This is a genomic window from Clostridium sp. DJ247 (genome assembly GCF_014231265.1).
Window position 1 is genome coordinate 37,795 of the sequence record NZ_JABAIW010000003.1, and the last position, 15,225, is coordinate 53,019.

Consider the following 15,225-nt stretch of genomic DNA (forward strand, 5'->3'; position numbering starts at 1 on the left):
TCTCTTTTAGTTTATGACAGATACATTTCTCCCCACTTGCCATTAAATAATTCCAAGGATTTTCGAACTGGGCAGTTATTGCTTGGTTCAGATGCAGTAAGTACCTGTAAATATTGTTCATAAGTCATATTTTTTATCATGGAGCACCTACAGTAATTATTGTAAGCGGTAAGAAAGAAGATATGACAGTTGGTGTTCCATACTGTAATGCTTCCTATGTTGTAGAAAATATGATAAAATCATTGAAATGGGTATGGTGCCGAATTTACCATAGACAAGAGTCATTATTTGATCATACTTTATCGTAAAGGTGGTGTTAAAAGTGAAAAAAGTTTTTACATTAATTAGTATAGGTTTGCTGCTTGTTTTACTTTCTGGTTGTGTAGGTCCAAATAAAGATAATAGTAGTAATGTTAATAATCAAAGTAATGCCCCTACATCTCAATTATTAGAAATTAAGGATTACTTTCCAATTAAGAATAATGTGAGATACACATACCAGGGGAAGGGAAATGAATATGCATCTTATAATGTGTATATAGACTATACTTCAGAAGGTAAAGTCCAACAAAGAGTGGATAACGGCGGTACAGTGACAGCTAAGGTTATGGAATTAAAGGATGGTAAGCTTACAAAGTTGTTATCAAGAGAAGAAGCATATTATAGAGAAAACCTTTTAGGGGCAAAGGGAGATGAAGAAGAAATTCTTTTGATGGAACCACTGGCAAAAGGTACAACTTGGACTCTTAAGGATTCAAGAGTAAGAACAATAACTAGTACTTCAGTTGATATAACAACTCCATCAGGTAGCTATAAAGCCATCGAAGTTGAGACTAAAGGTCCAAAGGATAAAACTATTGATTATTATGCAAAAAATGTTGGTTTAATAAAATCAGTATTTATCTCTGGAGAATCTGAAATAATATCTTCACTAAGTAAAATTGAGGAAAATGCTTCATTAGTACAAAGAATTAGTTTTTTCTACCCTAATATTAATGATGATAAAATTTACTATAAAAATAAAGATATAAGTTTTAAAACTAATGATATAACTAAGCAAGTTTTAGAGACAGCTTACAAAGAGCCAGTAAACAATAATTTAGGAAAAGTATTTTCTAAGAATACAAAAATTAACAGCCTATATTTAAATAAAGACAATGCAGTTTATATAGATCTAAATAGTGCATTCTTAAATGATATGAATGGCGGATCGGGATATGAACAAATGATTCTTAAAAGTATTGCGAACACTTTTGGTAAGTATTACAACTCACAAAAGGTCATTTTGACAATAGATAATAAATTATATCAATCTGGTCATATAGCTATGAAAAAAGGTGAATGTATTAAAGTAAAGTATGAAGATGCCATTGAGATTAAATAGATTGAGCTTAAAATTTAATCAAAAGCTGGAGAATAAATGATGGATATTCTTCAGCTTTTCTAATTTTATATAAATAAGGTTTAATAACAAAAACTGTGCTTAACAATTGATTAACTAATAAACCTTAGTCCCTAATGACATCTTATACCAGATTACTCGTGCATTATCTTGTAGGCGACCAATCAAGGCTATAAAAGGTGAACCCACTTAATAGATTAATTGGGACTAACTTTATTATATCTATACTCCAAACTTCAACAGGACGGTATTCATCTCTGCACCCTGATAAGTAAGCAATCTTTCTACTGTCAGGAGACCAAGTTACAGGTGTAGAATAACAGCTGGAAATCGCCACGGTAGAGTCACCTTCACCTTTTACTCCAGATAACCTAATTAATGAATAATATTTCCCGTTTATAAATTGGGTTGAACTGTAAGCTATTTTACTTGAATCTGGAGACCAGGTTGGATAGTAATTTTTTGCTTCAGGACCACCAGGAATTTTATATATGTTCCTTGTAGAAAGTTCCAGTGTATAAATTTCTGATATACTGACACCAGGTGTAGTATATAAAACAAATTTACCATTTGGAGATAGTCTTACATTGTTTAAAGGCCAATTATCGTTATTTGTGATTTGCATTTCATTAGTTCCATCTAAATTATTTCTGTAAAGCTGACTAATATTTGATTTATCCTTTGCCTCATATAGCAGTTCAGTACCATTTGGGAACCATTGAACGTATGAAGTTTCTGGGCGATTGATTGTTTTGAATGTATTGTTTAAAACGTCATAGATTCTAATGATTTTGTTATCAGAGTAAACGATCCTTCTGCTATCTGGAGCCCAATCAATAAACCCTGGAACAGTGGTTTGATCAATTTTCGAAACTCTCATTGTTGTAAAGTCTATGATAGAGATAATGCCAGAGTTTCCTATATATGCAGTTCGAGTCTGATCTGGGGACCAAAATATCCGTGATGTTTCACCTGCTTCGTCTATAGGCATAGTACTTAGTTTACCGGTATTTGGTTCATACAGTCCCAAGTAAGATTTAATATCGTCATTTAATATTACAGCCAATCTTCCTGTACCACCAGGTGGTGGATATGGAATTCCAATGATCATACCTGGTATTATAGAGGAAGTAAGACCAGGGTTTGCTTTTATTATAAGATCAGGCCTTGGTTGTCCGTTAAGTATAACATTATATTTTGCTGCAATTTTATAAAGAGTGTCACCTGGTCTAATAATATAGTAGGGTACTCCTTGAGGAATAATCAGAATTTGTCCGGGTACTATGGTATATGGGGGGGCAATTCCATTTGCTTCTATGATTATTCTGGCGGGCACACCATAAATTTGTGATATAAGGAAAATAGATTCACCAGGTTTTACAACATAAGTAGTTACACCAGGAGGCATTGATAACTGTTGTCCTATATAGATTATATAGGGTGCTGTAAGATTGTTTGAATTTATAAGGGAAATGAGTGGAATATTAAAGCGTCTGGCTATACTATTAAGTGTGTCACCTGAACGAACGGTATAAAATATTTGCATAGGATTCTCCAAAAACAATTAATATTGATATATATAATATGATTTTTTAAAAGATTGGTGAATTTAAAAAGTTTCATGCTGATGTATATAATCAACTATCTATTGTTTATGTACCACTTAGGCTAATAATGGGTACGGGCGGCAAAAGAGGCAAAGGCGTAGTGGCTTGAATAAAGTGAAAGCCAGCGTCTTTAGGCGCTGGCCGGTAACAGAGGCTTATAGCCTCAGAGCAAGCCACCAGTTGGACGGGTGGTGCTGACTTTATATTTCCATTCGATAAATCCAAGAAAGGGATTTATCTGGTATTAAGTCGAATTTTATAGTTATGAATCATGGAACAATTTCAAAAACAGTACCTTGGTTAAAATCAGTCACATTCATAGAGCCATAAACCCCTAAATATAGTCTGGTTTGATTCAGATTCGTTCCCAAACTAACATAAAAAGCTGATTGAGACCCAAAATTATAATCGGTTTCAATAACACTAAAATCATTTAGTCTACAATCTGTTCTTACCCTGGTATAAGCTAAAACCCCTCTAACGGTCGGTTGAGATTCTTCATCCCGAGCAAAATCGGTAAGCACAACGCTTCCCGTTAAATCAGGAATTCCATTTCCCATATATGACTGGACTCCTGTAAGTGCAGTTCCTCCAAACTTATCGGGTCGGGGATCTTTATGAAAATAACAAGTTAGAGGCTGAAGACGCCGCACTGAAGTTTTTACTGCTTCATTATAATAAGCAATTGTTTTCTCATCCAAAGTCGGATTTGCAGAGCAGCCCCTTATAATCGAAGCAGGAAAAGCACCTTCCCACCCTCGCCAGCCAAAGTTAATAAATCCTTCTTGGTCAGGTTCAGATTTCATTAAAGAAGCTTGAATAAGCTGAGTAACTGGTATTGGTTTATAATGAACGAATGAAAAAATCGACTCTACCAGATCCTGTCCAACATTTCCCACATATTTAATATACTGATTATGAAACCTTTGAAATGAAATGCCAGGTATATTGCGAACCCCTTTGGCAATTACCGTAAGCGTTTCCTGAATAGGTGCGGGAAGTTCATTAAAACGTGTGACTACGGGTGGATTATTGATAAATGTATTCTTAACTACATCAATTTCAATTATTTTACCGGCGATTTCCATATCATCCTGGCTTAAATTAAATGGATCATAGCCTGATCCACCATCTCCGGTTGTTAAAACAAGTTTTCCTGTTTCAGGTGAAAAGTTTAAGCTATTGACACCATTATGATTAAAAAATGGTCTTCTTAAATTAAGTAATGTCCGCCGTTTTTGAGGTTGACCATTCGATTGTAAAATCCATTCTTCAACTGTATCAATATGATCATATTGAATTTCTCTATTTATCCACTTTAGGTTTAAGGTTCTGGGGTCACACGGGTTAGGCTTAAAAAATTCAGAAAGAGCACCTGGACCTTGTGTTCCAGCTACTGAATAATGAAGATAAAACAGACCGTTATAATAAAATTCGGGATGAAACGCTAGCCCTAGCAATCCCCGTTCATCATATCCACCACCAGAAGCACCTAGTTTTATGATTCGCGGGCGAATATCTAAAAAAGTTCCTATAACTCCGTTTCCAATGTAATAGATCTCTCCTACCTGGGTTGCAATAAATAATCTTTCCATTGAGTCACCCGGAAGTATAGTTGTTTTCAAAACAGTGGGTAAATTTATCTTACTAACAATGGGCCGTAAACTAACTTTAACTTTTATCAACTAACTTTACACTCCTTCTTATTGTTTTCTTTTATAAGAGTATGATTAAAACTGTTCTATTAGTACCAAATTGGGGCCGGGGAATCTGATGAGAGTAGGAGAGGCTATTGTTGGTTTCAAATAAAGTTATATCAAAATAGATCCTATAAATGTGATAAAAACGTAGATTTATAAAATATCATTTAAAACAAAGTTTAATCAAAACTTTAAGTTTCAATAATAATCTTATTTTATTTTTAAAATAAAGTTTGATCAAAAGAACTCTATTTTTTAAATATCTTAAGCTTTTCTATATTCTTTAATCTAATTCATTTAATATATATTCCCATATGGCAAATGCTGAGTTTTTATTACCATATTGTGACTAAATATTAATATTAAGTATAGACAGCCTTTATTTATTACTGTAAATTATATTCATCAGTATACCTTGATGATCTAATCATAGTATACAATAAGAAAAAGTTTATAAGAAAGGATATCACTATGAATTATTATATTAAACTTATTAAAGAATCTATAAATTATATAGAAGAAAATTTGTTTAAAGAAATGTCTTTGGAGATAGTCTCGAGGGAATTTAATTTGTCTCAGTATTACTTTGATAGATTATTTAACATTATAGTAGGTACAAGCTTTAAACAATATGTATTGGGAAGAAAACTAACATTAGCAGCAGAAACATTACTTAACTCAACAGATGCCATTATAGACATAGCTTTAGATTTTGGATTTCAGTATCCAGAGGTTTTTAGCAGAGCATTTAAAAAACAGTTTGGTATTTCACCTAAAGTATTTAGAGAAGAAAAAACGCAAATAAAAAAGGTAGATAAAGCAGTTGTTATCCCTCGAAGTTTAGTAAATTATAATGGCAAAATTACTTTAAAAGCAACATATGTACATCTAGATGCACTAAAACTTCAAGGAGTATCAAAAATAGTAGATGTTTATGATCATGAATTTGAAAGTAAGCTTCGGAAAACAGGAAGAAGGTTTTTAGTTAAAACGAATAAGTATAAACATTTAAGGCAGGATACATTGTACAATTTAGTTAATTGTCATGGTAAAGGGAGCAGTACATATACTTTTTATTTTGGAAAAGAAACTCTTGAAGATAAAGAAGTTACTGGCATGACTGAAAGATTGATTCCTAAAAGCTGCTACGCAAGTTTTCTTTATGAAGGTAAGATTTCTAAGATAAGAAAAACATTTGAGAATGATCTATTTAGGTGGATAGCTTTAAAAGAAATCAAATTGAATCCCATAGGCGTTGGAATGATTATAATTTATGATAGACAATATTATGAGAAAGAAATACTTAGAATATTAATTCCAGTAAGCGACTCACTAACATAGCAAGAAAAATCATGAAACCTAAGAATTTATAAACTAATATAGATATAAATATTAGTTTAAAGGAGAGACATTGATATGCTAAGTAATGAAGCTAAAATGGTTAAAAAATTCTTAAGGAGTGTTGACATTTGGGATAATCCTCTGAATGAAATTAGAAAATCACTTAAAGATATGACCAGTGAAGCTAAATTTCCAGAAGATACAGCCGCTTATATTATAAATGCTTATGGTGTGAATTGTGAATTATTCATTCCTCTAGGAGCGGCAGATGATAAAATTATTGTCTATTTTCATGGGGGAGGATACTGTTTGGGAATTTGGGATGCTAATAGAAAATTTGTTGCTAACATTGCCAAGGAAAGTGGTTATAAAACATTATTAGTAGATTACAGGTTAGCACCTGAAAATCCATATCCTGCGGCCCATGAAGATGCTCTATCAGTATACAAATGGCTTTTAAGAGAAAACTTTAAACCAGCAAACATAGTTCTTATGGGTGATTCCTCAGGATGCGGACTGATTCTAGCAACACTTTTTAAGCTTAAGGAACTCCAGATGCAAATGCCGGCTGCACTTATATTCATTTCTCCTGTAGTAGATTATACTGGTAGTGGAGAATCGTTGATAACAGCAAAGGAAGCTGATCCTTTCCAGTACGAAGATCCTTTCAGTATTGCAAATAATTTTTTATGCGATAATGATGTGAAAGATCCTTTTATTTCTCCACTTTACGGAGATTTACGTTGTTTACCTCCAATACTTATACATGCCAGTGAACACGATGTTTTTCTCAGTGATTCAATCAATCTAGCCGATAAGGCAAAGGATAGCGGAATTGATGTACACATTAAGATATGGGAGGAGCTATGGCATGTATTCCATATAAATGTAGGTACAATTCCTGAAAGCAAAGAAGCTCTTGAAGAAATATGTGAATTTATTGATAATAGGATGAATAATTTTTAAATAGTATTGCCTTATTATTCTAGTCTAAACAGTAAGTCTATATCAAGCACATTTTCAAAATTAAGATATATATATGTAGGAATTTCTTAAAACGAATGTGTGGTTCTATAATAAAATGATACATTCAAAACAAAAAACACGAACATTAAAGAGGTTATTTACATGGATTTGCATGGTAAATTTTAAATAGAAATGATGTTTTTTATGAATGAAAGTAATAATCTAATTAATCATATCATAACTTCGAGTGTAAAATCTAATATACTTATAAATTTAAAGTGGTAGTTATTTAAGTTAACTACCACTTTTTATCATGAACACTTCTTTTTATTCCTTATATTGTCAAGAATATAAGGACAAACCAAACCCAAAATAAAAAAGAGTGTTAACATGTCAGAATTAAGAAACAAAATGAAAATGTATATGGAGCTAAAAGGTTATAGCTCGGTAACAACAACGTATTATCTTACTCATATTAGCAACTTCGCTAAGTTTTATAACAAGTCTCCTCACTTATTATTAAATATTATACTTTCTTTGCTCGAATGCCCAGAATAACGATCTCAAGATACTCGGAAAAGTCAGTTATAAAATCAGGTTTCTTATAGAGTAACCAAGCTGCTACTGATTCCTTATGCTGATTTTCATCAAGCACAGTCTTAGGATACAAAGTTAAAGCATAATGAATTTGATATCGTATAAACAGACTAATCTGTTCGTCTGATAAATCCGGAAGGAACTTTGAACTAATTAACTTCAAACGGTTGAAAACATTATGTAAATCTTGTTTAAATGTTTCTAATGCTGTTGCTTTCACGTTCTTATCAATTACTGCATTTAGAATAGGCAGTAATCGAATGATTCGTTGGTTTTGATATAGCTGTTCTGCAAACAAGCGGCAAAAGGTTTTAAGATCTAATTGATCATATTCTTCAAGTCGTTCATAGATTTGGTCCACCCACTTATTTAAATCAGAATTCAGAATCCACAGGAAAATTTCTTCCTTGGTAGTAACGTATTTATACAAGTTTGCTCTCGAAAAATTTAACTCACTGGCAATTGAGGCAAGGGTGATTTTCTCTAACGGCTCTGTTTCATAGAGTTTCAGGGTAGCTTCTATGATTTGATCACGCCGAATACTTTTTTGTTTTTCATTACGAGCACGTTGAAATTCCATTTTGGCACCTCCAAGCTAATTGACAATTATATAATACCAGAAGAATTGTCAACTGCCAAGTTACATGCTTTAATACTATTTTCAAACAAGATTAGAACCATGAAATCTGATGGTCAGATAAAGAGTGACAGCATGATATTCTGAGTTTAATTAGAAAAGTTATTGACAAGTTACACTGTGTAACTTATACTAAAATAAATTACACTGTGTAATTTATTTTTATGGAGTTATCGTCATAAGTACGCTAACCCACAGTATCCTTATTAGAGGAGGTGGAGACAGTTACTAAGAATCAAATATTAGCTCGTCAGGAAATGAATAACCTACCAGATACCAGTGTAGATCAATCCTTGGTTAGGGCTCCAATTGATGGCATCATCGTTAAGAAACAGGGGACTGTAGGGGAAATTTGGTCAACTGGTCAAAACATGTTCACTTTAGTGGACCCCAATAAACTTTATATATCTGCAGATGTAGAAGAAACAAAAATTGGTAGAGTGAAAATAGGACAGCTTGTAGAAATAAATATTGATCAATTTGGAGCAGAAAAATTTACTGGAAAGGTTAAATCAGTAGGAGAGGCAGCAAACTCAGCTTTATCTATTTTTTCAGCATCAACTAGTGGTACTTTTACAAAAGTAGTACAAAGGATACCAGTAAAAATTCAGCTAGATAAGTTTAATAATAAAATACTTCCAGGAACTAATGCTGTTATTAAAATTCATGTTAAGTAATGGGGTGAGGTGTAATGGAAGAGAATAATAATGAGTCTTCAAATGCTTGGTTAGTCTTAGTTGTAGTTATAATTGGTACTTTTATGTCTATATTGGATAGTAGTATAGTTAACATTGCCATTCCTAAGATTATGTCTGTTTTTGGAATGCCAATGGATGATGCAAAGTGGGTGATAACAGCTTATACACTAACACTTGGAGCTATTATACCACTAACAGGATATTTTAGGAACTAAGAAAGTATATATTTTTGCTTTGGGAATGTTTTCTATAGGATCATTATTATGCGGATTATCATGGAGCGGTGCAACAATGATTACTTTTCGTATACTTCAAGCCCTTGGTGGTGGTATGATAATGCCAGTAGGAATGACAATAATATATCAAGTATTTCCTAAAAAAAATATAGGAGTAGCTATTGGCTTCTGGGGAATAGCTGCTATGGCAGCTCCTACTATAGGACCAACTTTAGGTGGATTTATCATTGAAAATATGGATTGGAGACTTATTTTTAACATTAATGTTCCTATAGGGATAATAGGTGTGCTTCTAGCTGTAATTTTATTAAAAGATAATGAGAAAAAGCCATTTAAGTCCTTTGACATAATAGGATTTATATCTTCTACAATTGGAATTGTAAGTCTTTTATATGTGCTTGGTGAAGGTTCTTCAATTGATTGGGGAAAGGTAGAAAATCCAATTTTAATAACTTTAGGTATTTTAAGTTTTGCATTATTTGTAGTAAATGAGCTTACACATCCAAATCCTTTATTAGAATTGAGAATTTTTAAGTACTTTGACTTTAGTATAAGTTTAATTATAAATAGTATTTTAACCTTGGCGGTTATGGGGGGAGCTTACATTTTACCAATATTTTTGCAAAGTGTTAGAGGTTATACTGCTATGGAAACAGGACTAATTATGCTGCCTTCTGCATTGGTAATGGGAATTTTGATGCCTATAAGTGGTAGGATATTTGATAAGTTTGGTGCAAAACCACTTATAATGCCTGGACTTATAATATTGGGTATTGGCTCCTATCAACTTGCAAATGCTGTAAATATGAATTCAAGCAAATCATATATAATTTTGATGATGAAGGTGAAAAAAATTAATTTAGTAATTTAAAATGTAAATTATAGGAATAAAGTGTTTGTTTGCTATAAGGAGGTAAAATATGAATTCGTGTCCAACTGTTGTAATTACTGGTGCCACTAGCGGACTTGGTCAATTAGTGGCAATTGAGTTAGCAAAACAAGGTGCTCATCTTGTTCTGCCAGCGAGAAGCAAGACCCGAGCAGAAACAACTAGGAAAATGTTAGAGAGTATTGCACCAAAAACTAAAGTAGACTTTTTTTGGGGAGATCTATCCTTGATGGAGGATGTGAGGAGAATTGGAGAGGAAATTAAAGCGGCATATTCTAAGATTGATGTACTTGTAAATAATGCAGGATTACATGCATTTCAGCAGCGTATAACCTCAGAGGGTTTTTCAGAAATGATAGCAGTGAACTATTTGGCTCCATGGTTATTGACACATACTTTACTACAAGCTTTAGTGAAATCAGAAAATGCTCGAATTGTAAACGTGGCATCTGAAGCATCACGTAATCATGGTGAACTTAAGCTGCCAGATGATTTAACGAATACATCTAATTTTAACACTAGAGGTTCATCTTTACTTTATGGAAAAACTAAACTATTGAATATTATGTTTACTGCAGAATTGGCACGTCAGCTTTCTGAAACTAGAATTACTGTTAATGCACTTAATCCAGGTTTTAATGTTACTGGTCTTGGACGTGAGCTCCGATTTGCTTCAGTACTTGAACGTATATTGAAATTTTTTCATATTGGAGATCCACGTAAAGGAGCTGATATAATTATTCGTTTAGCTGTTGGGCATCAATACCATGGTGTAACTGGGGGATATTTCAATGTTGGAACTGGTAAGCCTATTACTCCTATATATCCTGGTGCTGATATGATTATGCAAAATAGATTATGGAATGATACTAAGGAATTGTTACAGCGAAGAGGTTTTATAGAATGAAGAGAGAATAGGTATTGTATTTCAATATATAGTTCACCTGTTAAGGATAATTCTAAAACTGTCATAGATTTTATAATTGCTGGCTGATGGTATGTACCGATCTGAGGTAAAGTTAATTCGTAATCTTCTTTTATTGTTCAGTAATAACTAAATAAATAGTTAATGTAAAAAGGTATGCTAAATTCATTAAAGGCATACCTTTTTTATTATTTCAAAAACTGTTGTAAGAATGGATGTGATTTTTAGATTTGTATCTCTAAAGTAAAATCATTACTATATTTGAATAATTTTTTATATGTGATTTTATGGGGATGGTATGGTTTTATTTGGTTAAGTTTAAGATGTAAATAGTTTACTGGAGTTTATGTAAAATTGAATTTAAGCAATGATTTCACTAGGGTAAAGTGAAATAGATAATAGGTACAGTAGATAGGGAAGCAGCGAGAGAAACATTTATAAAAGTAAAAGGTATACATAATATAAAATTCAATTACAAGCCTTATTGAAATAGGTTGTAATTACTAATTTTATATACATAGGTGAATGGGTATAGGTAGCAATTTTAAAAATCCAACCTTCAGCAGGCTATACTGTAATAAAAAATTGAATGTTATTTATAAAGAAGAGATAGCGTTATAGTATTAGCACATGGTATAATATTACATATTTATTTTGTAAAGTATTTAATTTATACTTGTAAGTTATTGAGGCACATATCTCATAAATAATTCCTTAGGAAGGAGTATAGGCTAATGAGTGAAGTAAATTATACTGAAATAATTAAAGATCAAACAAAACCTGCTCTTTGGAGCATCAATAATGTTATGGACTGTGTACCTGATGAATACTGGAATAAAAGTTATTGCGAAATGCCTTTATGGAAACATATCTATCATACATTACATTCCTTGGATATGTGGTATATCAATATGGAGGTATATTGTAGGTTGTGAATAAAGATACTGCCCCTAAGCATTGGAAACTAGGACTTTTTTATTATAATCCAGATAACCCTTCTGAATTTGTTGATAAGAGAAAAGGTACAGGAGTCACTATTAATTTTGCAAGTACGTATGGTAGACGTATATTTCTATTTATACTTATACCTGCTGTTGTAATGTTAACATTATGTGCTATGATTCAATTCTTGAAATAGGTAATATATTTGAAACATAAAAAGTGATATTTAAGACGGAATGGTAGAATATTGTTCATTAACTAGAGTAAAAATGCTCTAGTTTTACTTCTTTACAAACATAAATAATAAATGTATTATATGTTTATTATAAATATTAAATATGTTTAAAGAGGTAGAAAATGAGAAAGACTTTTACAACAACTATAGAAGAATCTATACAAAAAGATTTTAAAATTTCTTGTAACAATAACAATGTTAAAATGAACGATATTCTTGAAGCATTTATGAAAGCTTATAGCAATAATGAATTTGTAGTTGAAACAAAGTTTGAGATTAAAAAGAAATAGATATGGGATAGAGAGATATAATAAAAATCAAGATTTATTAGAAGTAAAAAACATGAAGTTACATAAACTAGACAACTAAATCATCTTATATAAGGAAGTGACGTTATGCCAAAAGATAGACTAAACAAAGTTAGTTGTAGTAATTATAGATGTGAAATTGAAGTTACTTTGGAAATCCTAAGTGGTAAATGGAAAGCTCTTATTATTTGGAATCTTAGTATATATAAAGTTATAAGATATAATGAATTTAAAAGATTAATTCCAGGAATAACTCAAAAAATGTTAAGTCAACAGCTAAAAGATTTAGAACAAAATGGGTTAGTTAATAGAACTGTTTATCATGAAGTACCTCCTATGGTTGAATATTCACTTACTAAAATGGCGGAAGATTTAATTCCTATTTTAGAAGCAATGGACAAATGGGGAAAATATTTTGTAGATAATTATAAATCCTCAAATCATACGTCTTAAAATCTATTTTCTTTTATAAATAATTAAAGTTATAGCTAGTTATTAGCTAGCTATAACTTTTGTATGAACTTAGAAGTTTACTTCTGTTCCATAATAAGTAGCTTCAAATAGTCTCTTCATTTGTTCTACAGATATTTCTCTTGGGTTAGTGCCTGTACAAGCATCAGCTACTGCACCCTCAGAAATTTTATCTAAGTTAGACTTAAAGTCTTCTTCTGATACTCCAAATTCTTTTAAAGTAGAAGGCATATTCATAGCAATTCTAAAATCTTTAACTAGTTGAATTAATGATTGAACTAATTCATCTGTTGTTTCTCCTTTTAGCCCTAATCTTTTAGCTATATCAGCATAAATAGTTCCAGCTGCTTTAGCATTAAACTGTATAGCATATGGTAAATATATTGCATTTGCACGTCCATGAGGAATGTTGAATATCTTTCCGGTTTTATGAGCCATTGAATGAACTATTCCTAGTATTGCATTTGAGAAGGCCATTCCAGCTAAACATTGAGCTATATGCATTTCTTTTCTAGCTTGTTCTTCTCCTTTAAAGGAATTAAGTAAATTATCAACAGTCATTTCTATTGATTTCATAGCTATAGCATCAGTTATTGGATTTCTAACTGTTGAAACATAAGCTTCAAAGGCGTGAGTTAAAGCATCCATTCCTGTATTAGCAACTAATGTTGGAGTCATACTTTGTACTAAATTAGTATCAACTATAGCAACATCTGGAGTTATGTTATAGTCAGCTACTGGATATTTAATACCTGTTTCATCATCAGTTATTATTGAGAATGCAGTAACTTCTGAACCAGTACCACTTGTAGTTGGTATAGCTATAAATCTAGCTTTTTGTCTTAATTCTGGTAAGTTAAATGGCTTAGCAGCTTCCTCAAAAGTAAATTCTGGATGTTCATAAAATATCCACATTGCTTTAGCAGCATCTATTGGTGAGCCACCACCTATACCAATTATTAAATCAGGATTGAGTTCTTTCATAGCTTCAACCCCTTTCATAACCGTTGCAACTGAAGGGTCATTTTCAATTCCTGAAAATATTGAAGTTTGAATATTAGCTTCTTTCAATAATTCTTGTATCTTTGGAACTGTTCCATCCTTTATTAATCTTTGGGAACCAATAACTAGCATTGCCTTAGTTCCTTTTATAGATTTTAAATGCTCTAGAGCATTCTCTCCAAAATAAACATCTCTTGGTATAGTAAATCTTTGCATTTATATTTCCTCCCTTTAATTAATTGCTTTTAATTATTATCAAATTTGTTATTTGGTTTTTGTTTTTTCTTTGTGCCCTGGCACGAGTATTAGTATAAATCTATTAACTTGAGAAAAAAAGTAGGCACTTTTCGGTAGGGCAGTTTCGAAAAGGTAGGAAATATAGTTATTTGGATAAAATATTTATTAGCGGCTTTTATGGCTTGATTGAAAGCCTTAAAATCGTATTTTTCGATTTCTCGCTTCATAATTTATTTCACCCTACTACATTCTACGTTCACATATCGTTTTAGATATGAGGTTATCCATACAGCTTGTGCTTCTGCTTCTGTGTAAAACCATTCTTCTGCATCTGTTTTATCATAATATACCCCACCACCTGGAACATGATAAATCTTTTCACCTTTAGAGTTTATGTTTCCTTTTATTAGGCCATGCTGTATTGATGTGTTCGGAGTTGTCTGTGTAGGTGTTGTATCTGTTTTTGAACTATTGCTTGAACCAGCTCCATTAAAACTACCTGGATTTGTATTAAATGTTACTGTATTTCCATCAGTTGTAGCTATTATAACGCCACATTCATCTGTTCTATAAACTGTTACTCCTGCATTTTTAAGCTTGTCTAAAGTTGTTTGTGCTGGATGTCCGTAGTCATTACCTTTTCCAACACTTATAACTGCATATTGAGGAGCTACTGCGGATAAGAATTCACTTGTAGTAGATGAAGTGCTTCCATGATGTCCTACTTTTAAAACATCAGCTTTTAAAGAATATCCTTTACTTAGCATTTCTTTTTCAGAAATATTTTCTGCATCTCCTGTAAATAAGAAAGATTTACTGCCATAAGTAAGTTTAAATACTATAGAATAATTATTTAAATTATCATAAGAACTACTATTAGGGGCAAGTATTTCTAATTTTACAGCAGGATCTAAATCTACAGTAGTACCAGGTACAGGTGTAGTTATACTTAGCCCTTTATTCTTTATTGCATTAATTACATCTTTGTATTGGCTTCTTTGCTTACCTATTTAAGAGAACTAAATAGAACAT

The 15,225-nt window shown here is 31.9% G+C and carries 14 protein-coding genes and 2 pseudogenes; 10 read left to right on the forward strand and 6 right to left on the reverse strand.

Annotation, left to right across the window (positions count from 1 at the left end):
* Positions 1-11 precede the first annotated feature (11 nt).
* Positions 12-140: a hypothetical protein gene (locus tag HGI79_RS23115; protein WP_278046672.1), complete on the reverse strand. Its 129-nt coding sequence runs from the start codon at positions 138-140 to the stop codon at positions 12-14.
* A gap of 182 nt (positions 141-322) precedes the next feature.
* Between HGI79_RS23115 and HGI79_RS01985 the strand changes: the two genes are divergently transcribed.
* The gene (locus HGI79_RS01985) at positions 323-1,384 is read left to right on the forward strand and encodes a GerMN domain-containing protein (RefSeq protein WP_185649047.1); all 1,062 of its coding nucleotides are present in this window, start codon (positions 323-325) and stop codon (positions 1,382-1,384) included.
* Positions 1,385-1,547: 163 nt separating this feature from the next.
* Here HGI79_RS01985 and HGI79_RS01990 read toward each other — a convergent pair whose 3' ends face one another.
* Together HGI79_RS01990 and HGI79_RS01995 are read right to left on the reverse strand one after the other, a co-directional pair.
* Positions 1,548-2,948, reverse strand: a complete 1,401-nt coding sequence (locus HGI79_RS01990; RefSeq protein WP_185649048.1) for a LysM peptidoglycan-binding domain-containing protein — start codon at positions 2,946-2,948, stop codon at positions 1,548-1,550.
* 330 nt (positions 2,949-3,278) lie between these two features.
* Positions 3,279-4,694, reverse strand: a complete 1,416-nt coding sequence (locus HGI79_RS01995; protein WP_185649049.1) for a sorbosone dehydrogenase family protein — start codon at positions 4,692-4,694, stop codon at positions 3,279-3,281.
* Between the two features lie 486 nt (positions 4,695-5,180).
* Here HGI79_RS01995 and HGI79_RS02000 point away from each other — a divergent pair, with 486 nt between their 5' ends.
* Both HGI79_RS02000 and HGI79_RS02005 read left to right on the forward strand, forming a co-directional pair.
* A complete protein-coding gene (locus HGI79_RS02000) occupies positions 5,181-6,050 on the forward strand; it encodes an AraC family transcriptional regulator (protein ID WP_185649050.1) in 870 nt (289 codons plus the stop codon).
* A 75-nt stretch (positions 6,051-6,125) separates the two neighbouring features.
* A complete protein-coding gene (locus tag HGI79_RS02005; RefSeq protein ID WP_185649051.1) occupies positions 6,126-7,016 on the forward strand; it encodes an alpha/beta hydrolase in 891 nt (296 codons plus the stop codon).
* A gap of 526 nt (positions 7,017-7,542) precedes the next feature.
* On the opposite strand, the gene HGI79_RS02010 is transcribed toward HGI79_RS02005, so the two are convergent.
* Positions 7,543-8,193 carry a TetR/AcrR family transcriptional regulator gene (locus HGI79_RS02010; RefSeq protein ID WP_185649052.1) on the reverse strand — a complete coding sequence of 217 codons (651 nt, stop codon included), beginning with the start codon at positions 8,191-8,193 and terminating at the stop codon, positions 7,543-7,545.
* 263 nt (positions 8,194-8,456) lie between these two features.
* On the opposite strand from HGI79_RS02010, the pseudogene HGI79_RS02015 reads away from it, so the two are divergent.
* The 7 genes and pseudogenes from HGI79_RS02015 to HGI79_RS02045 form a co-directional block, all read left to right on the forward strand.
* Positions 8,457-8,927: pseudogene (locus tag HGI79_RS02015) on the forward strand (HlyD family secretion protein); the annotation flags it as partial.
* Between the two features lie 14 nt (positions 8,928-8,941).
* A pseudogene (locus HGI79_RS02020) lies at positions 8,942-10,046 on the forward strand (DHA2 family efflux MFS transporter permease subunit); the annotation flags it as partial.
* Positions 10,047-10,104: 58 nt separating this feature from the next.
* A complete protein-coding gene (locus HGI79_RS02025; protein ID WP_185649053.1) occupies positions 10,105-10,980 on the forward strand; it encodes an SDR family NAD(P)-dependent oxidoreductase in 876 nt (291 codons plus the stop codon).
* 752 nt (positions 10,981-11,732) lie between these two features.
* A complete protein-coding gene (locus tag HGI79_RS02030) occupies positions 11,733-11,933 on the forward strand; it encodes a hypothetical protein (protein ID WP_185649168.1) in 201 nt (66 codons plus the stop codon).
* Entirely contained in the window at positions 11,930-12,136 is a 207-nt protein-coding gene (locus HGI79_RS02035; protein ID WP_185649054.1) for a DUF5808 domain-containing protein, read from the forward strand. The genes HGI79_RS02030 and HGI79_RS02035 overlap by 4 nt, the downstream gene beginning before the upstream one ends.
* 161 nt (positions 12,137-12,297) lie before the next feature.
* Positions 12,298-12,465: a hypothetical protein gene (locus tag HGI79_RS02040; protein ID WP_185649055.1), complete on the forward strand. Its 168-nt coding sequence runs from the start codon at positions 12,298-12,300 to the stop codon at positions 12,463-12,465.
* 105 nt (positions 12,466-12,570) lie between these two features.
* Positions 12,571-12,936: a helix-turn-helix domain-containing protein gene (locus HGI79_RS02045; RefSeq protein ID WP_185649056.1), complete on the forward strand. Its 366-nt coding sequence runs from the start codon at positions 12,571-12,573 to the stop codon at positions 12,934-12,936.
* 69 nt (positions 12,937-13,005) lie between these two features.
* On the opposite strand, the gene HGI79_RS02050 is transcribed toward HGI79_RS02045, so the two are convergent.
* Entirely contained in the window at positions 13,006-14,172 is a 1,167-nt protein-coding gene (locus HGI79_RS02050; RefSeq protein WP_185649057.1) for an iron-containing alcohol dehydrogenase, read from the reverse strand.
* A gap of 251 nt (positions 14,173-14,423) precedes the next feature.
* Positions 14,424-15,203: an MBL fold metallo-hydrolase gene (locus HGI79_RS02055; RefSeq protein WP_185649159.1), complete on the reverse strand. Its 780-nt coding sequence runs from the start codon at positions 15,201-15,203 to the stop codon at positions 14,424-14,426.
* Between the last annotated feature and the right edge of the window lie 22 nt (positions 15,204-15,225).